Source organism: Nonomuraea africana (assembly GCF_014873535.1).
Taxonomy (GTDB): Bacteria; Actinomycetota; Actinomycetes; order Streptosporangiales; family Streptosporangiaceae; genus Nonomuraea; species Nonomuraea africana.
Genome location: NZ_JADBEF010000001.1, coordinates 5,195,368 through 5,216,699, shown reverse-complemented (window position 1 = coordinate 5,216,699; position 21,332 = coordinate 5,195,368). Strand labels below are relative to the sequence as shown.

Below are 21,332 nucleotides of genomic sequence, written 5' to 3'. Positions count from 1 at the left end.
CGTCCAAGGTACGCCGCCGGGCCGTGCCGCGAGGCAGTAGCAGTTGAATGACCAAATGTGTATATTTGGTCAAACAACGGCTTAAGGGAAAGTGACGGGAGGGGCATGGCGAGACCGGCAGCGGATCCGGCGCGGCAGCTGGAGCGCGCGCATCGCATCCTCGACGCCGCGGCCGAGCTGATCCTGCGCTTCGGCTACGACAAGACCACCATCGACGACGTCGCCAGGGCGGCGGGGGTCGCCAAGGGCACGATCTACCTCCACTGGAAGACCCGCGACGCGCTGTTCGCCGCGCTGTTGCGCCGCGAACGGGCCCGCCTGCTCGACGACGTACGGCAAAGCGCCCCCGCCACCCACCACGACCTGCTCGAACGGCTGGCGGCCGAGCTGCTGCGCAGGCCGTTGATGAAGGCGAGCCTGCTGGGTGACTCGGCGGTGCTCGGCAAGCTGGCCCGGCGCAAGCGCGAGAGCGGCTCGGCCTTCCCGCTGGGCCGGCAGTTCGAGGTCTACCTCGACACCCTGCGCGAGCACGGGGCGCTGAGAGACGACCTCACCGCCATCGAGCACCTGACCGTGCTCACCTCCACGCTCTACGGGTTCCTGATCGCGCAGCGGTACCTGCCCGACGACGTCAGGCTGCCGGACGAGCGGCTGGCCGAGCTGGTCGCCGACGTCGGCGGCGGGGCGGTCGGCTCGGGCGCGCCCGGCGACGCCCAGGCGATCGCCAGGGCGACCAAAGACTTCCTCGACGCCGCCGTGGAGGTCGCGCACGCCAAACTGCGCGCCTCGCTCGGCACCAAGGAGTATCCGACGTGAGGGTTCTGCCTCTCGGCGACACCGCCGCCGCACTGGAGGTCGTGGGCGGCAAGGGCGCGTCGCTCGCCCGCCTGGCCAGAGCCGGCCTGCCGGTGCCGGACGGTTTCCATGTCACCACCGACGCCTACCGCGAGTTCGTCGCGCCGTTCCACGACCGCATCCTCGCCGGCCTGGACGAGCCCGCGACGATCGCCGGCCTCTTCGCCGGGCACGCGATGCCCGAGGAGAGCGCGAAGGCCATCATGGCCGCCTACGCGGCGCTCGGTGACGACGTGCCCGTCGCGGTCCGCTCGTCCGCGACCGCCGAGGACCTGCCCGGCATGTCCTTCGCGGGGCAGCAGGACACCTACCTGAACATCCGCGGCCCCGCCCTCCTCGACGCGGTCAGGCGGTGCTGGGCCTCGCTCTGGACCGAGCGCGCGATCGCCTACCGGACCCGCAACCAGGTGTCGCACGACGACGTCGCGCTCGCCGTCGTCGTCCAGGAGCTGGTGGCGGCCGACGCCGCAGGCGTCATGTTCACCGCCAACCCCGTCACCGGCGCCCATGACGAGATCGTCGTCAACGCGGCGTGGGGTCTCGGCGAGGCGGTGGTCGGCGGCCAGGTCAACCCCGACTCCCTCGTGATCAAGGACGGCAGGGTGGCGGAGGAGGGCGTGGCCGACAAGACGGTCATGACCGTCCGCACCCCCGGCGGCACGGCCGAGCAGCCGGTTCCCGAGGAACGGCGCCGCCTGCCCGTGCTCGACCACGCGCAGGCCGTACGGCTGGCCGGCCTCGGCGACCGCATCCAGCGCCTGTACGGCACGCCGATGGACGTGGAGTGGGCGGCGCGCGACGGCGAGCTGTTCATCCTCCAGGCCCGTCCCGTCACCGGCCTCCAGCAGGAGGTCGAGGAGTGGAACGACAGCCGCAGGGGCGACTACCTCTGGACCGCGGGCAACCTCGGCGAGGCCATCCCCGACGTCATGACGCCCGCCACCTGGTCGTTCGTCCAGATCTTCATCCACGAGGCCATGTCGGCCTCCACGATGCCCGGCTTCGACCTGGTCGGCAACATCGGCGGCCGCTTCTACATGAACCTCAGCGCCACCGTCTCCGTCGCCAGGGCGCTCGGCATGGGCTCCAGGCTCGCCGCCGTGGAGCAGGTGTTCGGCAGGATCCCGCCGGGCCTGGACGTGCCGATGGTCGGCGTCTCGCGCTGGAAGATCATCAAGAGCGTCCTGCCCATGGCCGTCCGCATCAGGCGGCGCGTCGCGGCCAACCTCAAGGACATGCCTGGCTTCCTCTCCACCGCCCGGCGGCGCAACGAGGAACTGCGCGCCCGTATCGACGCGGCCGGGAGCGCCGCCGAGCTGGCCGAGCTGTGGGAGCGCGAGCTGCTGCCGTACTTCGCCACCTCCTGCCAGATGCTCGAGGCGGCGGGTCGGCAGGGCGGCGCCACGCTCGTCTGGACCCGCGACAAGCTGCGCAGGATGATGGGCGAGGTCGCCGCCGAGGCCATGCTGACCGGTGTGAACGCCGACGGCGAGCTGGCCAGCCTGGGCCCCGTCACGGGCCTCGACCGGCTGGCCAGGGGCGAGATCTCCCGCGACGAGTTCGCCCGCGCCTACGGGCACCGCGGCCCGCACGAGTTCGAGGTCTCGCTCCCTCGCCCCGGCGAGGACCCCGCCTGGATCGACGCGCAGCTCGCGGGCCTGGCCGGCGCCCACGCCGACGCCGGTGCGCTGCTGCGCAGGCAGGCCGCCGCCCGCGACGCGGCGTGGGCCGAGTTCGCCCGGCGCCACCCGCGCAAGGTGGCCGCGATGCGGGCGCGGGTGGCCCGGTGGAACGCCGTCGTGCGCGACCGCGAGTCCACCCGCTCGGAGGTGATCCGCGCGTTCTGGGCGCTGCGCGCCTTCGTCCTGAAGGCGGGCGCGCTGACCGGCCACGGCGACGACCTGTTCTTCCTGCCCGTCGAGGAGATCCTGGACGTGCTGCGCGGCGCCCCGCCCACCCGCGTCGCGGTACGGCGGGCCACCTACGAGCGCTACGCGGCGCTCCCGCCGTACCCCGCCCTGATCGTGGGGTACTTCGACCCCGTGCGCTGGGCCGCGTCCACGGACCGGCGGGCCGATCTCTTCGACGCGCGCGGCGCCACCGTCGCGGCCGGCGACGAGGTCACCGGCTTCCCCGGCGCGCCCGGCGTGGTCGAGGGCACCGCGAGAGTCATCGCGGGGCCCGAGGACGGCGACCGCCTGAAGCAGGGCGAGATCCTGGTGACGACGCTGACCAACATCGGCTGGACCCCGATGTTTCCCCGCGCCGCCGCCGTGGTCACCGACCTGGGCGCGCCGCTCTCGCACGCCTCCATCGTCGCCCGCGAACTCGGCATCCCCGCCGTCGTCGGAACCGGCAACGCGACCATGCGGATCAGGGACGGCGACCGCGTCAGGGTCGACGGCGAGCGCGGAACGGTCGAGGTTCTGCCAAGTCGCGGATGACGGCCGCGCCTCTCGGTCAGGATGCCGGGCATGACAGAGGAGGAGCGGGAGCTCGAAGCCAGATGTGAGGCCTACAGGAGAGCCCGGGAGGATCTCGCGAAGGAGACACCCTTCGAGGTGTGGACGAAATCCCGGTGCTTCCTGGACCCCGTGCGATGGCAGTCGATGACCTGGAACGCCAGCGATACGGGCTGACGGCCGAACGAAAACGCCCGTCCGATCGGGAGATCGGACGGGCGTTTCCACGTGTGCGAACCGGTGTGCAGGTCGCCTCTCGGCGAAAGGCGCAACACGGCTCCAGCCGAACGGTATTCCGTGAAGGCAATAGGTGAGGCCCGGGGACACTGGGCACACCGGCCACGATGGATGTAACCACGAGCGGCCGGCATCCATTCCGCTCACTTCAACCGAGTCGTCCCGCCGCCCTTTCCGGGGAAGACCATGATCAGGAACTCCTGTCCCGCGTCCTCCTCGTCGTGGATCCGCATGTGGACCCTCAGCCGGTAGCGCCCTGGGCCGTTCGTGCTCAGCGCGGTGCGTTCGTCGTCGAAGGCCAGCCGTCCGCTTCGGCTCGTGTAGCCCGTCTCCACCACCTTGCGCCAGCCTCTGGTCTCGACCGGCGGCCGCCTGCCGTACACCTCGACGGCGACGCAGACGTGCATGGCCTCGTCGGCGGTGAGGATGGCGACCTGTCCGGGCGAGGTGCCCACCACTCCGTTCTCGAAGGCGTCGTCCAGCGCGGCGGCGACGTCGATCTCGCCTTCGGCCAGTTCGATCGCGCCGTAGTCCGACCAGACGGCCGTCGCGCGCGCCCGGGTTACCGTCCTGGCGAGCGGCCGGTGCGGGGGCAGGCCGGCGCAGCGGCGCTCGGCGGCGGTGACGAACCGGTCGTTCTCCTCTTCTTCGCGCAGTTCTTTGTTCGCCCTCCACCGCCCGAGCTCGGGACAGATCGCCGTGAGCGCGTCGGGAATCGAACCGGAGTACAGAGACTGCCCGATGGACCCGCCGACACGGGAGAGCTCCTCGGGACTGTCACGCATGATCACCTCACACCAGGTGCGTCCCTCCGCGACCAGCCGGTGATCGGGAAGGCTCGCGTAGGAGGCGGGGAGCAGCTCCCTGACGGCGCAGACGAACGCCCGCTCGCCTTCGGCGCTCTCGCACCCCTCCGCCTCCGCCGGAGTGACCCGGGGCAGGACCGCCGCTCCCGTGGGGAGCGTGGCCAGGAAGACCAGCGCGGTGACGGCTGACGCCGTACGCAGCACCAGGCCCCGCTCGGTGCGCACGGCCAGCACGATGAGGACGGCGATCAGGACATCGAGCGCCTGCCATGGAGGGCTCAGCATCTTGCCCCAGAGCTCGCCGCACCTCCCGCCCGCCGACGTGTCGTAGAGGGCGGCTCCCAGGGCGGCCACCGACGACCAGCCGACTCCCGCGGCCGCCAGCCACCCGACGACCCTGCCTAACCGCAGCAGCCCTCGGTGCGCGAGCACCGCCCAGACCACGAACCCGACGGCGACCGTCAGCGGAGCGGGAACGCGGACGCCTGGCAGGTCGAGATAGAAAGCCCAGCCAGGACATTGCCGCGGAGTCCACAAGAGGATGAGGGATCCGGTCGTGACCGCGTAGGGGATCAGCGAGAGCACGAACGCCGGGAGCCACAACCAGCGCCTCACGAGAGCGTGTACTCCCATCCCGGCTGCCAGCTGAACGGCGCGTCCACCAGGTCCTCCAGCGGCACGCCCTCCAGCAGGTGCTGCAACGCCCACCGGTTGGCCGAGTGCGAGACGACCAGCACCGTCCGCCCCTCCCACTCCGCCCGCAGATCGCGCAGGAACGCCTCCGTCGCCGCCACGACCTCCTCGTAGCTCTGCCCTTCGGGCCACGGCCGCCGGATGTGCGCCCGCCTGAGCGGCGCCAGCTCCGCGACGGGCCTGCCGTTGTAGCGCCCGTAGTCGCACTCCCGCAACCGCGCGTCCAGCCTGATCTCCCTGCCGGAAAAGGCGATCCGCGCGGTCTGTACGGCCCTGCGCAGGTCGGAGCTGTAGACCACGTCGACGCCCGAACGCCTGCGCTCGCCCAGCTTGACGGCTTCGCCCCGGCCCGCGTCGGACAGCTCACCGGGCAGCCAGCCGGTCGCGACGCCGGACTCGTTGTCGACGGTGATCGAATGGGTCTCGTAGATCAGCTTGATCGCCACCTGGACGACCTTAGAGTGGTTCCCGGGGGACGGGAACGGTCTGCGGCAGGGGTTTCGCGGTGAGTGAAGGCATCTGGGGACGGGGGCGATCTATGCTGGCAAGCGCGCGAATATATGGGAGACTGCACTCGCGCAGGGGGCGGTAGCTCAGCCGGTCAGAGCATCGGACTCATAATCCGTGGGTCGTGGGTTCAAGTCCCACCCGCCCTACTCAGATTGACCAGGGATCCCGTCGCTGAGCTGGGGTTTCTGCCTCATCCAGGGTGCGCCACCCATGCAGCGGAAGGCGGCCGAAAGCAGCCGTATGCCAGTGGTCGCGGAATATACACGGAATGAATCTTGGGGCGTTTCCGCAGGTTGACATCAGGTTTCCGGCTACATGACGAAGGACCTCGGGGGGAGTCCCCAAGGTCCTTTGGGCTGGACTGTCATGCGGCGAGAGCCTTGAGTATGCGCCGGTTGGCGACCTCACGCTGACCGTCGATGCACTTGGCGTAGACGCGAAGCAGGACATCGACGCCATGTCCGGCTCGCTCAGCCGCTTCAGGTGCGTGCACGCCCGCGTTAAGCCAGAGGGAGACAGCCGCGTGCCGCAGGTCGTACGGCCTGGCCGCCAGTGGCGAGCCGACCTGGTCGGGGGAGAAGGCGTAGGTGCGAGCCTCCTTCCAGACATTGGAAATGGCCGAGCCGGAGAAGGTGCGTCCCGTGCTCGTGCGGAACAGCCGACCGTCTTCCGCTACGCCGTGTCTCTCGATGTGGGCACGCAGGAGAGCGACGAGTTCGGGAGGGATGGGAACGTGCCTGGTGGCCTTGCCGTCGCGGTGTTTGAGACCGCGTTCGTCGTGGGTCTCGCCTGAGTCCGTGTAGCGCTTGATGCTCTCGGGACGGGTCTTTTCGAGGGTGAGCACGCCCCACTCCTGCTTTGGAAGCAAACAGTCCTTCATCCGGAGGCCGGCAGCCTCGCCGGGACGTAGGCCGCCGAAGTACATGCACGCGAACATGGCCACCAGCATCAGACCACGGGTGCGGCCGACGTAGGAGACCGCGATCAGGAGCTCACGGGCTTGCTGAGGATTGACCACCGAACGACGGTCCACATCGCCTGTGACCTTGGCCTTGCGAAGCTTCACCTTGTGCAGCGGATTTGCCGAAAGTTCTTCCAGCTCCACGGCGTACTCCAACACGTGATGGAACACGGCCCGCTTGCGGCGGTAGGTCGAGGTGGCCGCCGCTGAGCCGTCCATGAGCAGCGCCAGCGCCTCCAGGACCGCCCGTACGTGCCTGGCATCTTCCAGGGCGCTCAGTGGGAGCGAAGCCGCCTCCAGCCAGCGGATGGCAGCGGCTATCTCGGGTGTCGGCTCGGGGCGACGGTCCTCGGGGACGAAAGCGTACTCGCGTAGGGCACGGCGGATGATCGCGTCGTCCGGACGCCCGGACAGGTCGTGCGTGAGTACAGGCGTGATGTTCGCCAGGGTGTCCGTCATGCCCTCGCGGGACTTGGCCGCCGCATGGGGCCACCAGGCGTGGACGTAGGCGACCGCGAAGGAGTACCAGGTGCGCGCGTCCTTGGCCTTGACCATCGACGCCGGGAGGCCGCTGTCCTCGTAGAACGCCTCCCCGTTTTTCGCCGCCTGGCGAAGGGACGACAGGTCGCTGCCGGAACCGAGCGCCTGGAAGCATCCGAGGATCGTAGGCGCGGCGACCGGGCCCGGCCTGCGCATACCGAGCCTCCAGCTCACTGACGTCCAGATGCTCGACCACCTCGAGCAGCACCCACCCCACGTGATCGTCGGGAAGCCACTCGCGCATATCCACTGGCAGGAGAAACTGCTGATCCCGATCAACCCGCCGGAAACCCCTCGCCACCCGGCCATCCAACGACCATCCAGACCACCGGAACCGCCGCTCCAGAAGATCGTGTTCCAAAGCAACAGCCACGGTGCCGGCCCGGGTGTCCCAGTCGCAGGACCAGTAGCCGTTGCGCCGGTTGATGCGATCCTCGCTACGCTCGCCGTACCCGGCGCCGCACAGGCCGTCAGCCTCGGCCGACATCAACGTCTCGGCCATGGTCTTCACCATGGATCGCAACAGATCCGGATCCCCGCTCTCGAGCTGCTGAGCCAGCCATGCGGCAGGGTCCACACTGTTGTTCACGGCCATCGCTTTCTTTCTCCTTCGATCTTGACCCGCAATCACGAAGGATCTGTGAGTCTGACAGTGGCGCTGCGAGGTGGAGCGCTGCCAGGCTCGGTGTCGGCGATCTCGGGTGACTCTCGAAGGATCTGGCCACCATGGTGTGCCCTGCGCCTGACTTGTCCCCGGAACCGCCACCACCCGCCTGGCCCACCACACTGACTTGATCAGAAGCCTGTCCGCCGTTGAGGCGTGACTCATCACAGATATGTCCGCGTGGTGTCTCCACCAGGCCGGCGCCGTAGTTCCGGCAGATCGCCATCACCACGGGAGCCGCCATGACGATGCTGGCCCAGACCGTCGACGCCGTAATCGGAGTCGATACCCACCGCGACACACACAGCGCCTGCCTGGTCAACCCGGTCGGTGGCGAGCTGTCGGCCATCACGATCACGGCCGATGCCAACGGCTACCGTCAGTTAGCGCAATGGGCCAACGACCACGCTCCCGGCCCGCGGATCGTGTGGGCGATCGAAGACACGCGCAGCCACGGCGCCGGACTGGTCCGCGCGTTGCGGCAGGCTGGACAGCACGTTATCGAGTCCGACCGCCCCAAGCGCATCACCCGCCGAGTCGGCGGTAAGAGCGATGCGTTAGATGCCCGTCGCGCCGCTCGCGAAGCGCTGGGCCGCGAGCATTCCGCCGTGCCCCGCGCCGATGGTCCGCGCGAGGCGGTCCGCATGCTGTTGGTCACCCGCGAAAGCGCCATCCATGCCCGCACCGGTGCGGTCAACCAGCTCAAGGCGCTCGTGCTGACCGCGCCCGAACAGCAGCGTCAGCGACTGCGCGGCCTGACCAGAACCGCCTTGATCGACGCCTGCCTGGCGCTGCGGCCCTCGGCCACCACCGACCCTGAAGAGCGAACACGTCGCCTGGTCATGCAGCGCCTGGCCCGCCGCATCCGCGACCTGACCAGCGAGATTCACGCCGCCGATGACGAGCTCGCCGCGCTGGTCCAGGTCTCGATGGCGTCGTCTGGCCTTCCACGAGGATGTCGCGGTGGGCGGCGAGGGACAGCAGCGCCAACGGGCCGGCGATGCCGTGTGCCACACCGTTGTTCGCGTGGCCACCGGCGATCTCCTCATGCGTGGGGCTATCCGGTGACCACCACCCGGGCAGGCCCCGGCTATCGGCTTCGGCCAGGCCCGCCAGCGTCACCAGATGGGTCAGCACCTCGTGCAGCAGCGGCGGCGGCGAGCCTGGGCGGGTGAGCAGCAGCGCTCCCAGGCCGGTGAGTCCCCTGATGAGGTCGAACTCCGCCAGCGTCGGCAGCCGGGTCGACGCTCGCCGCCGGCGGGCCGCGGCGAGCCGAGCGGCCACGACTCGGTCAACGGCGGCCTGGACGGTCCGGTCGGCACGCCCAGCACGGCCGAGCACGAACTCCAGCGCCGGAGCCCCGTGAAACAGGCAGGCGTTGGAGCCGGTGCTGACGCCGCCGGCGCTCACCCCAGGGAAAGACCTCACAAGCGGTCCACCTGCCTGCCAGAGGAAGAGAGCGGCTTGACAAACATAGAAGCGTCACGCGATGGCCGTCCTCATTTCACGGCGCCACGCCTGTCACCAGCGAAAACTCGTACACCACGTCCGTGGACGCAACCGATGACCCCGAAGGCCGCGGCCGCGCTGACGGCCGCGCTGTCCGGCTGGCGTTTCCACTTCCTGCGTAAGGAGGGCAAGCTCCGGCTGCGCACGGCATCGCCGCGCAGCCGATCATCTATCGCGGGGTCTGACCTATGCCAGCTCCAGCCTGGCCAGCTCGGCGCGGGAGGAGACGCCCAGCTTGGGGAAGGCCTTGTACAGGTGGGATGCGACGGTGCGGGGGCTGAGGAACAGCTGGGCGCCGATCTCCCGGTTGGACGCCCCGGTGACGGCCAGCCGTACCACCTGAAGCTCCTGCGGGGTCAGCGCAGCCCGTGGATCCCCGGCGCGGGCCCGGTCGGACAGGGAGGCGCCGGTGGCGCGCAGTTCGGCTGCCGCGCGGGCGGACCATGGGGCGGCGTCGAGCCGGTCGAAGGCCTCGATGGCGGACTCGAGTTGGGCGCGCGCCTCGGTGCGCCGTTGCTGGCGGCGTAGCCACTCGCCGTAGACCATGCGGGTGCGTGCCTCGTCGAAGGGGTGCTCGCCCTCGATGTGGAAAGCGAGCGCCCGCTCATACAGTTCCTCGGCTTCGTGGTCGGCGGCCAGCAAGGCATGGGCCCGATGTAGAACGGCAAGCGGCCTGGCCTGGCCGGTGGCCTGCGCCCATTCGGCATACCGTCGCAGCGGTTCCTTCGCACGCTGGGGATTTCCCGTTCGCGCGGCGGCCTCGACGTAGTCGGGCCAGGCGTATCGCCAGAGGAAGGCATGGCGTGTGGGGCCGGCCGCTGCCCGGTCCATCCGTTCGAGCACCGCGTCGTAGCGGCTCGCTCCGAGGTCGAGCATCAGCTGCGCGTACTCCGCCCAGTAGGCTCCCGGCATCCACCTGCGGTGGTCGGCTTCGCGGATCGCCTGCTCGGTCATTGCGGCGCACTCCTCCTGCGCGCCGGCGACGCCCGACAGCCAGGCGTGCAGGCCCGCCAGGTAGCTGCTCCACTGCGGCTGGCCTACGTCGGAAGCCAGCGCCAGGCCCGTGGCCACCGTGGCTCGCGCGGACCGGTGGCGTCCGCTGATGAGCTGGGCGATGGTGAAGATCGTCATGGCCTGGGGCATGCGTCCCAGGCGTCCCTCCGCCTGGCATTCCTCGACGAGCTGTGCGGCGCTGTCCAGCATGGCGTCGTGGTCGGCGCGGACGATGGCTTGGTAGGTGATGATGAAGCGCACCTCGAAGGGAATGCGATCGGCCTGGTCCGGCATCCGGTAGGTGAGCGTGGTCACAGCGTCTCCCTCGAGGATCAGGCGGAAGGCGCGGTTGAACGTGCGCACCACATCGGCCAGCCCGTCGCCGTCCGGGCACAGTTCCGCGGTGCGGCGGGCCAGCGCGAGCTGGTCGGGGTGGGGCGCACTGGCCCAGGTGTAGAAGCCCGCCAGGCTCAGCAGCGACAGCTTGGCAGACGGGTCACCGGCCGCCTCGGCGCCCTCGTGCAGCAGCCGGACACCGTTCAGCGGCCGGCCGGCTTCGACCTCCAGCTTCGCTCTGACCTGGGCCAGCTCGCTCAGCACGGCTCCCGCCGGCGCCTCCTCCTCGGCCAGCCGCAGCGCCTTGTCGACCAGCTCATGCGCGCGCAACCAGAGCCCTGCCTCGGCCGCGGCCCCGGCTGCGGCCGTCCACCGGCGTACAGCCTCGGCGGGATCGGCGGACAGCTCGGCCGCGCGCGCGTAGGCCGCCGAGACCGCCGTCTGCCCGCCGCGCTGCCGGGCCCGCAGCGCCAGGCGCTCCAGCTCGTGCGCCACTTCCTCGTCGGGCTGGAGAGTGACGGCGGCCAGGTGCCAGGCCCGCCGATCGCCGTCGACGGCATGGGCCAGCGCCTGGTGCGCCGCAATCCGGGCGCCGATGTCACACGACAGCAGCACGGCGGTACGCACCAGCGGGTGGCGGAAGGCGACACCCTCCGGGCACACCCGGAGCAGGCCAGCCCGCTCTGCCTCAGCGAAGTCGGTCAGCGAGGCGCCGAGCAGGCCGATCGCCCGCGCGAGCACGCCCAGCTCGGCACGGTCATCGAGGGCCGCCACCAGCAGGCAGGAGCGGGTGGCGCCAGGCAGCGCCGAGATCCGGTCACGGAAACCGCACAGCACCCGATCGGTCACCAGTCCCGCCGTGCCGAGGGAGAAGGACAGCGGGCTGAGTGCGCCCCTGCGCTGTTCGGTGGTGAGCATGCGAGGCAGCTCGACCAGGGCCAGCGGGTTGCCGCGGGCCTCGGTGAGGAGTTGGTCGCGTATGGCCGGCGGCAGGTCTGCGGCCTGCTCCGTGAGCAGGCCGCGGGCGGCCTCGGCGTCCAGCTCGCCCAGCCACAGTTCGGTTAGCCCTCGCGCGTGGAAGGCCGCGTCGCCCTCCCGGGCGGTGAACAGAGCGGCGACGGGTTCGGTATGCAGGCGGCGGGCGGCGAACAGCAGCGCGTCGGCCGACTCGCCGTCCAGCCATTGGGCGTCGTCGACCAGGCACACCACCGGACCCTCGGCCGACAGCTCCACGAGCAGGTTGAGCGTCGCCACGCCGACGAGGAAGCGGTCGCCCCGGGTCGTGCCGCCGAGGCCGAGCGCACCGCGTAACACCTCAGCCTGCTGGGACGGCAGCGCTCCCACGTGGTCGAGTACCGGGCGGAGCAGCAGATGCAGGGCGGCGAACGACAAGTCGGCCTCGGACTCGACGCCGTTGACTCGCAGCACGCGTGCCTGCGCCTTCGCGGCGGCGTAGTCCAGGAGCGCCGACTTGCCGATGCCTGCCTCGCCGCGCACGATCAGAGCGCCGGAGCGCGCTTCCAACAGCTCATCGACGGTGGCCTGTTCTGCCTGACGTCCGTACAACATCAGGTCGCGCTCGGGGTTGCCGCGCGGGTGGGAGGCAGTATCCGGTCGAAGTAAGCGTCCACGATTCGGGGCTCCTCGGTGCGAAGCGCGATGTAGCCGTCGGGGCGGATCAAGAGCAGGGTGCCCGGGCGGGCGCGGTAGAGCCGGGACATCTCCTTGCTTATGAGGGCCTGCGGGAAGTCCGCCCGCCCGGAGGCCACGACCTGCAGGACTCTGACGTGTGGGCTTTGGATGGTGGAAAGTGCTTGGGTGGTCTGCGGTCCGAAGCCCAGGAGGGTCCAGTGCGTTCCGCGGGTGACGTCGAAGAGGCGGGTCGGGGCGCCGGCGGGGGTGGTGCCGCGGGCGTCGGGGGCGCGGTCGCCGGGCTTGGGGCCGCGGCGCGGGCCGCCGGGGACGGTGAGGGGCGAGTCGGGGTAGGCGAGGTCGAGCTGGCTGGTCATGGCCAGCAGGCGGTTCATGATGGCGGGCTGCTTGACGAGCGGGAAGAGCACGTGGTCGCGCAGGAAGCGGCGGACGCCCTTGAGCGAGAAGATGGATTCGAAGCCGCGCGAGCTGTCGGCCAGGACCTTGGCGGCGATAGGGATGCGCTCGGCGCCGTAGCTGTCGAGGATCTCCTCGGGCGCGCCGGTGAGGGCGGCGGCCAGCTTCCAGCCGAGGTTGTAGGCGTCCTGGATGCCGGTGTTCATGCCCTGGCCACCTGCCGGGGAGTGCACGTGCGCGGCATCGCCGGCCAGGAAGACGCGGCCAAAGCGGTAGCTGCTGACCATGCGGGCGTTGAAGCGGTATCGCGACAGCCAGGTCGCGTCCGTCAGCGTCACGTCGCTGCGGCCGGATCGGTCGCGGAACAGCTCGTGGAACAGCTCCAGGGTGGGCTCGTCGTCGGGCCCGGGATGCGCGCCGGCCTGGTACTGCCAGGCGCCGTCGGCGTTCGGCAGCGGTGCGATGGCCAGGTAGGAGCCGTCCTCGCCGAACCAGGCGTAGGAGGCGTCCGCGGCGAGGCCGTGGATCTTCACGTCGCCGACGAAGAAGACCTGGTCCTCCTGGGTGTGCCCGTCCATCGTCGCGCCGAGTAGGTGCCGGACGGCGCTGTGCCCGCCGTCGCTGCCGACTAGGTAGCGGGCCCGGACCGTCTGGCCGTTGGCCAGCGTGGCGGTGACGCCGCCGTCGTCCTGGGTGAAGCTGTTCAACGCGGCGCCGTACAGCACCTTCCCGCCGAGGGCGACCAGCCGGTCGCGCAGGATCTGCTCCACCCGCCACTCGGGCAGCATCACCAGGTCGGGGTACGGCACGCCCGGCCGCTGCCCTGCGGCGGTGGCCAGTTCGACGAGGAGCTTGTTTCCCTGGTGGAGACGCAGAGGTAAGCCGATGCTGCCGTTGGCCAGGATCTCGTCGATCACGCCCAGGTCGTCCAGCACCTCCAGGCTGCGTGGCTGAAGCCCCTTGCCGCGTGATCCGATCGCGGGCGCCTGATCCGCTTCGACCAGCAAGTGGTCGACTCTGCGGCGGGCGAGTTCCACGGCGAGGGTCAGCCCGGTCGGGCCGGCGCCCGCGATCAGGACTTTAGTCATCCGAACCTCCTTACTATTTTGTAGTACTACGTTGTAGTAGGACAATGTAGTAGAGTCAAGGGCATGCCGAGGGAGAGCGATCGACGGGAGCTTCTGGCCGACACCGCGATGCGGCTCATCGACGAGGTCGGCCTGGCCGGGGTGACCCACCGCGCCATCGACGCGGCCGCCGGCGTTCCGGTAGGCACCACGTCCAACTACTTCCGCACTCGGGCCGCCCTCTACGAGGCGATCGCCCACCGGATCCTGGACCAGCAGCTCGCCGCTCTGCAGGCCGCACCGGTGACCCCAATGGATCGGGACAGCCTTATCGACAGCCTCACAGCCGCCATCGACGCAGGCGACGGCCCGGCGCGCAACCGGTACCTGGCCCGGTTCGAGCTGTCCCTGGAGGCCGCCCGCAATGCCCGGCTGGCCGCCCTGATGCGCGAACTGCGCGCCGTGACCCTGCGCATCCGCACCGCCCAGCTCCGCGCCATCCATCCCGAAGCCACTCACGAGCAGCTCGACGCCCTGGGTTCCCTGCTGACCGGAGTGACCTTCGACCGCCTCACCCTCGGCGTTCCTGGCATGGACACCCGTGCCCTCGTCGAGACGCTTATCGCAGGATTTCTGTTGGCGGCAGACGAGCCGCTTGAGAAGTAGTCGCATAGGCCTGCGCTTGCTCATACCTTCCTGGAGCTCGCGGGGAACCGGGTGATCAGATCGGCGAGGTTGCCGGGCTGCTCCGCGACCATGTTGTGGCTCGCGGCCAACTCGGTCACCTGAACAATGCCTGGCAGGTCGTGGAGGTCGCGCGCCGCACCCCTCGGCGGCAGGGCCGCCATGAGCGCGCGGGGTGGGTCCCGATTGTGCCGCCAGACCCTACGCAGACACTTCCCGATGAGACGGCATCGCCGCCTCGTCGTGTCCACGCCGCAGGCGCAGGCCGATCCCCGAGACGTGTTGGGAGTACGATTGCGCCTTCCCCCGGGCTGGCCGCTATCCCGCCTACGCCTAGATCGAGCAGTAGGACTCGGGCGCGCAGGTCTCCGGCGAGGCCGACACGGTCGCCATGGCAGCGGTCAAGTCGGAGCTTGGGCCTACGCGCTGCCGCCGGTCGGCGCCGTCCAGTCCGATCCCGGCCGCTTCGTCGCCGCAAAGGACGTGTTGGTCATGGGTGGCGTGTGGGAGCTGTCCATCACCGTTCCGGGGCTCAGGAACAGGAGACGATCAGCATCAGCACGGTAGTTGGCCGGTGAACATCAGTCAGATGACGGAGGCGATCCCCGAGGGCCTCTGGCTAGCGTCGGCGCCATGAAGCTGATCAATGACCATCTGGCCGTCAAGGCCCAGGCGTTGCCCGCAACCGGCGACGGCTTCGTCATGCTGGCTGGCGAGGTCGGCTCCTGGCGTGGCCCCTTCGCGTCTGCTCCCACACGACTAGCCGCCCGGCTCAAGGCGCTGGTCGCGGGGATCGAGGCACGCGAGGCGAACGTGTTCCGCGCGGTCCTGCGGCCGCCCGGCGAGGGCGAGGAGGTGCTGGCCGCCCGGGGCATCCGGCCGGCGCGCTTCGACGTCGTCGTGCTGATTCGCACCGCGTCCGTGGAAGCCGCGCTGGAGCTCCGCGAGAGTGCCGCCTACCAGGAACTCGCCGAGACGCTCCGCGCGGCCTCCCGCCGTACCCACCAGATCGTGGCCGACAACGCTGGACGGCTCGGTGACGTGGACCACAGCCAGGACCACTGCTTCCTGTTCAACTACTTCTACGCCGACGACCGCGAGACCCTGCTGAAGGTGTGGGAGTACACCGCCGGGTGGTTCCAGGCCAAGACCGCGCTGCCCAACTCCGCGCTGATGCGGCCGGTGGAGGGTGAGCCCGCCGACTACGGGCTCGTCAACCACGCGAGTTGGCCGAACTGGCGGACCTTTCTGCCCAGCCTGATCTTCCGGCCCACCTTCCGCACTTTCGTGCTGGCCAACTTCAAGGCCAACGGCATCGCCGCGCAGCCGATCATCTACCGCCGGGTCTGACCTATGCCAGCTCCAGCCTGGCCAGCTCGGCGCGCGAGGAGACGCCCAGCTTGGGAAAGGCCTTGTACAGGTGAGAGGCGACCGTGCGCGGGCTGAGGAACAGCTGCGCGCCGATCTCGCGGTTGGATGCGCCGGTGACGGCCAGCCGTACCACTTGGAGCTCCTGCGGTGTCAGCACGTCCAGTGGATCTCCGGCACGGGAGCGGTCCGGCTGGGAGAGTCCGGTGGCGCGCAGTTCGGCGGTGGCGCGGGCAGCCCACGGGGTCGCGCCGAGCCGGTCGAAGGCTTCCATGGCGGCCTGGAGGTGAGTACGTGCCTCGGCGCGGCGCTTGTGGCGGCGCAGCCACTCTCCATAGACCAGGCGGGTGCGTGCCTCGTCGAAGGGCTGGTCGCCTTCGGCGTGCAGGGCCAGTGCTCGTTCGTACAGTCCGCCTGCCGCGCTGTCCGGGGCCAGCAGCGCACGGACCCGGTGCAGTACGGCAAGCGGCCTGGACCGGCCGGTGGCCTCGGCCCACTCCGTGTAGCGACGGAGCTGGTCCCGGGCACGCTGCGGATCCCCGACCCGGACGGCGGCCTCGATGTAGTCCGGCCAGGAATACCGCCACAGGAAGGCATGGCGGGTGGGACCGGACATGGCCCGGTCCCACCGGTCGAGCACCGCATCGTAGCGGCCCAGCCCGAAGTCCAGTGCCGCGAGGGCGTACTCGGCCCAGCAGGATCCCGGCATCCACCTGCGGTGGTCGGCGTCCCGGATGGCTTGCGCGGCCATCGCCACGCATTCCTCCTGCGCGCCGGCGACCGCCGACAGCCAGGCGTGCACGCCCGCCAGGTAGCTGCGCCACTGCGGCTGGCCGACGTCGGTGGCCAGGGCCAGACCCGCGGCCACGGTGGCTCGCGCGGAGCGGTGGTGTCCGCTGAGGAGTTGCGCGATGGTGAAGATCGTCATGGCCTGGGGCATGCGTCCCAGGCGTCCCTCGGCCCGGCAGTCCTCGACGAGCTGGGCCGAGCCATCCAGCATGCCGTCGAGGTCGGCTCGGACCATGCTCTGGTAGGCGATGATGAAGCGCACCTCGAACGGTATGCGTTCGGTCTGGTCCGGCATGGGGTAGGTGAGCGTGGTCACGGCGTCACCCTCGAGGATCAGGCGGAAGGCGTGGTTGATCGTGCGCACCATAGCGGCCAGCCCGTCGCCGTCCGGGCACAGTTCCTCGGTACGTCTGGCCAGCGCGACCTGGTCGGGGTGGGACGCGCTGGCCCAGGTGTAGAAGCCCGCCATGCTGAGCAGCGACAGCCTGACGCTCAGATCGTCGGTTGCCTCGGCTCCATCGAGCAGCAGCCGCACCCCCTGCAGCGGCCGGCCTGCCTCGATCTCCAGCTTCGCGCGCACGTAGGCGAGCTCTGCCAGGACGGTGCCTGTCGGCGTCGTCGTCCCGATCTGGTGGCGCGCCCTGTCCACCAGTTCACCCGCGCGCTGCCACAGGCCTGCCTCGGCCGCGGCCCCGGCTGCGGCCGTCCACCGGCGTACAGCCTCGGCGGGGTCGGCAGACAGTTCGGCCGCGCGTGCGTACGCCGCCGACACCGCCGTCTGCCCGCCGCGCTGTCGTGCGCGCAGCGCCAGGTCCTCCATTCTCCCGGCCACCTCCTCGTCGGGTTGCCGGGTGACGGCGGCCAGGTGCCAGGCTCGCCGGTCGTCGTCGACCGTCTCGGCCAGCGCCCGGTGCGCGGCCATCCGGGCGGCGATGTCACAGCCCAGCAGCACTGCGGTACGCACCAGCGGGTGATGGAAGGCCACGCCCCCTAAGCCCACCCGCACCAGGCCCGCTCGCTCGGCTTCGGCGAAGTCGGCCAGCGAGGCTCCGAGCAGGCCGACGGCGCGCGCGAGCACGTCCAGCTCGTCGTGGTGATCGAGGGCCGCCACCAGCAGGCAGGAGCGGGTGGCGTCGGGCAGCGCCGCGATCCGATCGCGGAAACCGGTCAGCACCCTGTCCGTCACCGGCTGCGCCGTACCGAGGGAGAACGACAGCGGGACGAGGGCGCCCCTGCGCTGCTCGGCGGTGAGCATGCGTGGCAGCTCGACCAGCGCCAGCGGGTTACCCCCGGCCTCGGCCACCAGTTGGTCGCGTACGGCCGGCGGCAGATCCACCGCCTGCTCGGCGAGAAGCTTCTGAGCGGCCTCGGTGTCCAGCTTGCCCAGCCGCAGCTCGGGCAGACCCCGCGCGGGGAAGTCGCCCTCACGCGCGCCGAACAGGACGACGACGGGCTCGGCATGCAGGCGGCGCGCGGCGAACAGCAACGCGTCGGCCGACTCACCGTCCAGCCACTGCGCGTCGTCAACCAGGCACACCACCGGGCCCGCCGCCGACAGCTCCACAAGCAGGCTGAGCGTCGCCAGCCCGACAAGGAAAGGGTCGCCCCGGGTGGCGCCACCGAGACCAAGCGCGCCGCGCAACGCCTCCGCCTGCTGCGGCGGCAGCGCCTCAATGTGATCGACGACCGGGCGCAGCAGCAGGTGCAAGGCGGCGAACGGCAGATCCGCCTCGGACTCGACACCGGTCACCCGCAGTACCCGCGCCCGCGCTTTCGCTGCGGAGGACTCCAGGAGAGCCGACTTGCCGATGCCCGCCTCGCCACGCACCACCAGAGCGCCGGACCGACCCTCCAGCAACCCGCCGATGACCGACTGCTCCGCCTGACGCCCGTACAACATGGCACTCCAAGAAAACGGTTGTCCGGAAATGTAACCAGTGTTGACGCAAAGGCGCTCACCCGCCCTCGGCCACGACGGAGAGGAGGAGGACCGACCGAGCCAATCTGGCTGGAATGGACGCGGTCATGTGACGGATTGCGCCACCAAGGCCATGGCCTGCCGCATGGCGTTCCGTACCTCGTCGGGTCCGTCGCCGCGCTGCAGCGCGGTCAGTGCGGATGCGCTGATCGCGCCCACCTTGGTCCGGGCCCACCATCAGCGCTGCGAAGACGGCCAGGACCTCGACTCGGCCAGCATGTGTGCGGAGGTGGCCTCAGCCATCCTGACGGAAGATGATCGCGACACCCAGCGCGGCGTCGGCCGGCACGAACATCTCTTCGGGACCAGTTCGGGTGACCGGGACGTCGTTGTCGCGCAGGAGCCGCTCGGTGGCGGCGATGTCGCGTACGGACACCGCGTAGGCCACGAACGCCGGAAGGGGCGCTGGACGCTCGCCGGGCAGTAGGTCGGCGAGCGCTGATGCGGCCACGACGGTGACGCTCGCCCGGTCGAAACGCGTCACCTTGCCATCCCGTGCCTGGCCGAAGTAGGTGCTGTAGCGCTGCTCCAGCTCGGGCAACGCCGTGTCGGCGACGCACAGCACGCATTCGACCAGCCCGGTCGCGCCGTTGGGGTGGTCGGTGTGCCGCTGGTCCTGGGGCGCCTCGACCGGCGTGTTCTCGGCGAACCCGATCCTGCCTTCTGGCACGCGCCCCGGAGGCAGTTGGGGATCGGAGATCTCCAGGTAGCGGGCAGGCTCCATCCTGGTCCCCGTGCTGGTCTCGACGGGTCGCTGGATGTTGTGCACGCCGCCGTGGCTGACGCCGACGGCCGTCAGCCGTGCGGCGACGCTGTCGATGTCGGGCGTATCGGCGATCATGATGTGCACGCCCTGGAAGCGCTGGAGGAAGGATGTGATGTTCGCGGCGGTGGCGCGGATGGCGGCCATCAGCCCTGGCAGCTTGTCGTCGGGCACCTGCAGCGGGATGGGGCGCGCCTCGCCGGGCATGCGGCCGGTGTCGTCGATGACGGTCACCAATTCGACAAAATTGCCGGGGAAGTGCACGTGGGTGTTGGCCACCCCGAACGGCTCGGCGGGGCCTCCGCCGACGGCCGGAAGGACGGGATAGGCGGGCGCCGGCACGGCGAAGCCGAGCTGCCGGTACCGCTCCATCGCCTGGTCCATGTCCCGCACGATGTGGCCGACATGGTGCAGGCCGTTGATGTCATCGCCCATAACGGGCTACCTCCGTGGTCATAGGTGAAAGCGTTCGATCAGGTGGCCCGGAGGCGACGTCTAGCCATTGACGCGCTTTCCGGTAAGCCCTTCGGCGAGGAGGCGTCGCCCGCCGCCGGAGCGTGCGCGGCCGCGACCGAACCCGCCCCGTACACCGCCAGAGCGCCGACCGGCATCCTTTTGCGGCCGAAACGGTCGCCCGGCGGCCCTGTCAGCAGCAGTCAGCAGGAAGGCCGCGACGAACCATTGCAGATCCGCGGCTAGGCGCCCAGAGCGTCGGCCAGGGTCGGCAGGTTGAGCAGGGTGACCGGAAGACCAACGGCGAGGACCGCGAGGTTGAGCGGCTCCTAGCGACCACCACCTTCGGGCGTTGCGAACAGACAAGGTTCCCCCGCTCCAATTTGAGAAATGACTCGCTAAAGAGAGTAAACCATCACTTGGGTGTAGAGTAAGATTTCTTGCATGACTGACAGTGGGCTGCGCGAACGCAAGAAGGCCAGGACCCGGGAAACGATCCTGCGCGAAGCCTTCAGGCTCTTCCGCGAGCGCGGCTACAACGCCACCACTGTCGAGCAGATCGCCGAGGCGGCAGAGATTTCCCCGGCCACCTTCTTTCGCTACTTCCCGACCAAGGAAGACCTGGTCACGCTCGACCGCTTCCCACCTCTGGTCGAGGCGCTGGCCTCACAGCCGCCGGGCGCACCGGTCACCGTGCTGCGCGGCGCGTTCCGTGCGGCGTTCGCCACCCTGTCCGCCGAAGAGATCGCCGCAGGGCACGAGCGGGAGGTGTTCGCGGCCACCGTGCCCGAGCTGTTGGTCGCCAACCTGCGCAAGAGTCCGGGCCTGATCCGCGAGGTCTGCGCCGTCGTGGCGGACAGAGCCGGATGTGCCGGGGACGACCCGCGGATACGGAACGCCATCGGCGCGGTCTTCGGCGTCGTGGCCATGGTCTGGGCGCAGTGGGCACAGAATCCCGGTTTGGACGGGCCCGCCGAGATCGACCGGGCGCTGGCGCACCTGGAGTCCGGCCTCAGCCTGTAGGCCGCCCGCTCAGGTCCGTGCGATCCAGAGAAAGGTTGTGCTAGATCTACCGCTCCCTCGGTGATGTCGGCGTCCCAACCGTCGGAGTGGGGCTGGACCCGGACAACAACGGCGCCGGCTCGCGGTCGGTCGGGCTTTCGTCATCCCCGTTCTCGTCTGCATCATCAGTGCCGGGATCGCGGAGCGGGCGCCGGGTCCCGCCGAGTTGGTGCCGGTAGAACGAGTAGCGGCTGTGACCGGCTCACCCTCGGCGGCAACCTCATCGAGACCGGCACCGGGTCCTACCTCGTGATGAGTTCGGCGGGGCGCGCTGACCCGGATGGATCAGGGCTGACCACTGGTGAAGGTGGCCATCAGGCGCCGCCGAAGTCGGCCAGGCCGATGCCGCTGTCGGGCAGGCGCTGGATGTCCGGGCCGGCACGCAGGCCGTCGAGCATGAGCGCCAGGTAGCGGTCCACGCTGCGCTGGGTGAGCTCGGCACGCAGGCCGGGGATCGGCCGCAGCAGCAGGGCCATCATCAGCGCCAGGTCGCCGGCGTCCACGTCGTCGCGCAGGTCACCGTCGGCCTGGGCACGGCGGACCACCCGGTCGA

15 protein-coding genes, 1 tRNA gene and 2 pseudogenes are annotated in these 21,332 nt (G+C 70.2%); 8 read left to right on the top strand and 10 right to left on the bottom strand.

Features of this window, described 5'->3' with window-relative positions:
* The first annotated feature begins 105 nt into the window (after window positions 1–105).
* The 3 genes from H4W81_RS24695 to H4W81_RS24685 are packed head-to-tail and all read left to right on the top strand — an operon-like array spanning window position 106 to window position 3,494.
* On the top strand, window positions 106–816 hold the full coding sequence (locus tag H4W81_RS24695; RefSeq protein ID WP_192776987.1) for a helix-turn-helix domain-containing protein: 711 nt from the start codon (window positions 106–108) through the stop codon (window positions 814–816).
* Entirely contained in the window at window positions 813–3,299 is a 2,487-nt protein-coding gene (locus H4W81_RS24690) for a PEP/pyruvate-binding domain-containing protein (RefSeq protein WP_192776986.1), read from the top strand. Before H4W81_RS24695 ends, H4W81_RS24690 begins: the two co-directional genes overlap by 4 nt.
* 30 nt (window positions 3,300–3,329) lie before the next feature.
* Window positions 3,330–3,494 (top strand): hypothetical protein, encoded by a 165-nt coding sequence (locus H4W81_RS24685; RefSeq protein WP_192776985.1) that lies wholly within the window; start codon window positions 3,330–3,332, stop codon window positions 3,492–3,494.
* A 203-nt stretch (window positions 3,495–3,697) separates the two neighbouring features.
* Here the strand turns inward: H4W81_RS24685 and H4W81_RS24680 are convergent, their stop codons facing one another.
* Window positions 3,698–4,975, bottom strand: a complete 1,278-nt coding sequence (locus H4W81_RS24680) for a hypothetical protein (protein ID WP_192776984.1) — start codon at window positions 4,973–4,975, stop codon at window positions 3,698–3,700.
* Window positions 4,972–5,499 (bottom strand): histidine phosphatase family protein, encoded by a 528-nt coding sequence (locus H4W81_RS24675; protein ID WP_192776983.1) that lies wholly within the window; start codon window positions 5,497–5,499, stop codon window positions 4,972–4,974. The genes H4W81_RS24680 and H4W81_RS24675 overlap by 4 nt, the downstream gene beginning before the upstream one ends.
* 136 nt (window positions 5,500–5,635) lie before the next feature.
* Here H4W81_RS24675 and H4W81_RS24670 point away from each other — a divergent pair.
* Window positions 5,636–5,709: transfer RNA gene (locus tag H4W81_RS24670), tRNA-Ile, on the top strand.
* A 218-nt stretch (window positions 5,710–5,927) separates the two neighbouring features.
* Here the strand turns inward: H4W81_RS24670 and H4W81_RS24665 are convergent.
* Window positions 5,928–7,220: a tyrosine-type recombinase/integrase gene (locus H4W81_RS24665; protein ID WP_192776982.1), complete on the bottom strand. Its 1,293-nt coding sequence runs from the start codon at window positions 7,218–7,220 to the stop codon at window positions 5,928–5,930.
* A gap of 202 nt (window positions 7,221–7,422) precedes the next feature.
* Window positions 7,423–7,659, bottom strand: a pseudogene (locus tag H4W81_RS47615) (transposase); the annotation flags it as partial.
* Between the two features lie 311 nt (window positions 7,660–7,970).
* Here H4W81_RS47615 and H4W81_RS47610 point away from each other — a divergent pair.
* A pseudogene (locus H4W81_RS47610) lies at window positions 7,971–8,432 on the top strand (IS110 family transposase); the annotation flags it as partial.
* Window positions 8,433–8,568: 136 nt separating this feature from the next.
* Here H4W81_RS47610 and H4W81_RS24655 read toward each other — a convergent pair.
* The 3 genes from H4W81_RS24655 to H4W81_RS24645 form a co-directional block, all read right to left on the bottom strand.
* Entirely contained in the window at window positions 8,569–9,069 is a 501-nt protein-coding gene (locus H4W81_RS24655; RefSeq protein ID WP_318782514.1) for a lanthionine synthetase LanC family protein, read from the bottom strand.
* A 354-nt stretch (window positions 9,070–9,423) separates the two neighbouring features.
* Entirely contained in the window at window positions 9,424–12,135 is a 2,712-nt protein-coding gene (locus H4W81_RS24650) for an ATP-binding protein (protein WP_192776981.1), read from the bottom strand.
* On the bottom strand, window positions 12,135–13,703 hold the full coding sequence (locus tag H4W81_RS24645) for an FAD-dependent monooxygenase (RefSeq protein ID WP_192776980.1): 1,569 nt from the start codon (window positions 13,701–13,703) through the stop codon (window positions 12,135–12,137). The genes H4W81_RS24650 and H4W81_RS24645 overlap by 1 nt, the downstream gene beginning before the upstream one ends.
* 63 nt (window positions 13,704–13,766) lie before the next feature.
* Here H4W81_RS24645 and H4W81_RS24640 point away from each other — a divergent pair, with 63 nt between their 5' ends.
* Together H4W81_RS24640 and H4W81_RS24635 are read left to right on the top strand one after the other, a co-directional pair.
* Entirely contained in the window at window positions 13,767–14,348 is a 582-nt protein-coding gene (locus tag H4W81_RS24640) for a TetR/AcrR family transcriptional regulator (RefSeq protein WP_192776979.1), read from the top strand.
* 651 nt (window positions 14,349–14,999) lie between these two features.
* Window positions 15,000–15,716 (top strand): DUF1330 domain-containing protein, encoded by a 717-nt coding sequence (locus H4W81_RS24635; protein WP_192776978.1) that lies wholly within the window; start codon window positions 15,000–15,002, stop codon window positions 15,714–15,716.
* Window position 15,717: 1 nt separating this feature from the next.
* On the opposite strand, the gene H4W81_RS24630 is transcribed toward H4W81_RS24635, so the two are convergent.
* Window positions 15,718–18,423 carry an ATP-binding protein gene (locus tag H4W81_RS24630; RefSeq protein ID WP_192776977.1) on the bottom strand — a complete coding sequence of 902 codons (2,706 nt, stop codon included), beginning with the start codon at window positions 18,421–18,423 and terminating at the stop codon, window positions 15,718–15,720.
* 313 nt (window positions 18,424–18,736) lie between these two features.
* The gene (locus H4W81_RS24625) at window positions 18,737–19,699 is read right to left on the bottom strand and encodes a VOC family protein (RefSeq protein ID WP_192776976.1); all 963 of its coding nucleotides are present in this window, start codon (window positions 19,697–19,699) and stop codon (window positions 18,737–18,739) included.
* Between the two features lie 462 nt (window positions 19,700–20,161).
* On the opposite strand from H4W81_RS24625, the gene H4W81_RS24620 reads away from it, so the two are divergent.
* Complete coding sequence (locus H4W81_RS24620) at window positions 20,162–20,740, top strand: TetR family transcriptional regulator (RefSeq protein ID WP_192776975.1); 579 nt, start codon at window positions 20,162–20,164, stop codon at window positions 20,738–20,740.
* Between the two features lie 353 nt (window positions 20,741–21,093).
* Here the strand turns inward: H4W81_RS24620 and H4W81_RS24615 are convergent, their stop codons facing one another.
* A complete protein-coding gene (locus H4W81_RS24615; protein WP_192776974.1) occupies window positions 21,094–21,324 on the bottom strand; it encodes an SbtR family transcriptional regulator in 231 nt (76 codons plus the stop codon).
* Between the last annotated feature and the right edge of the window lie 8 nt (window positions 21,325–21,332).

Coding starts and splice junctions, on each gene's coding strand:
- H4W81_RS24620 (WP_192776975.1), top strand. CDS start 20,162: ATGACTGACAGTGGGCTGCGCGAACGCAAGAAGGCCAGGACCCGGGAA.
- H4W81_RS24695 (WP_192776987.1), top strand. CDS start 106: ATGGCGAGACCGGCAGCGGATCCGGCGCGGCAGCTGGAGCGCGCGCAT.
- H4W81_RS24630 (WP_192776977.1), bottom strand. CDS start 18,423: ATGTTGTACGGGCGTCAGGCGGAGCAGTCGGTCATCGGCGGGTTGCTG.
- H4W81_RS24645 (WP_192776980.1), bottom strand. CDS start 13,703: ATGACTAAAGTCCTGATCGCGGGCGCCGGCCCGACCGGGCTGACCCTC.
- H4W81_RS24635 (WP_192776978.1), top strand. CDS start 15,000: ATGAAGCTGATCAATGACCATCTGGCCGTCAAGGCCCAGGCGTTGCCC.
- H4W81_RS24625 (WP_192776976.1), bottom strand. CDS start 19,699: ATGGGCGATGACATCAACGGCCTGCACCATGTCGGCCACATCGTGCGG.
- H4W81_RS24640 (WP_192776979.1), top strand. CDS start 13,767: ATGCCGAGGGAGAGCGATCGACGGGAGCTTCTGGCCGACACCGCGATG.
- H4W81_RS24685 (WP_192776985.1), top strand. CDS start 3,330: ATGACAGAGGAGGAGCGGGAGCTCGAAGCCAGATGTGAGGCCTACAGG.
- H4W81_RS24650 (WP_192776981.1), bottom strand. CDS start 12,135: ATGTTGTACGGACGTCAGGCAGAACAGGCCACCGTCGATGAGCTGTTG.
- H4W81_RS24665 (WP_192776982.1), bottom strand. CDS start 7,220: ATGCGCAGGCCGGGCCCGGTCGCCGCGCCTACGATCCTCGGATGCTTC.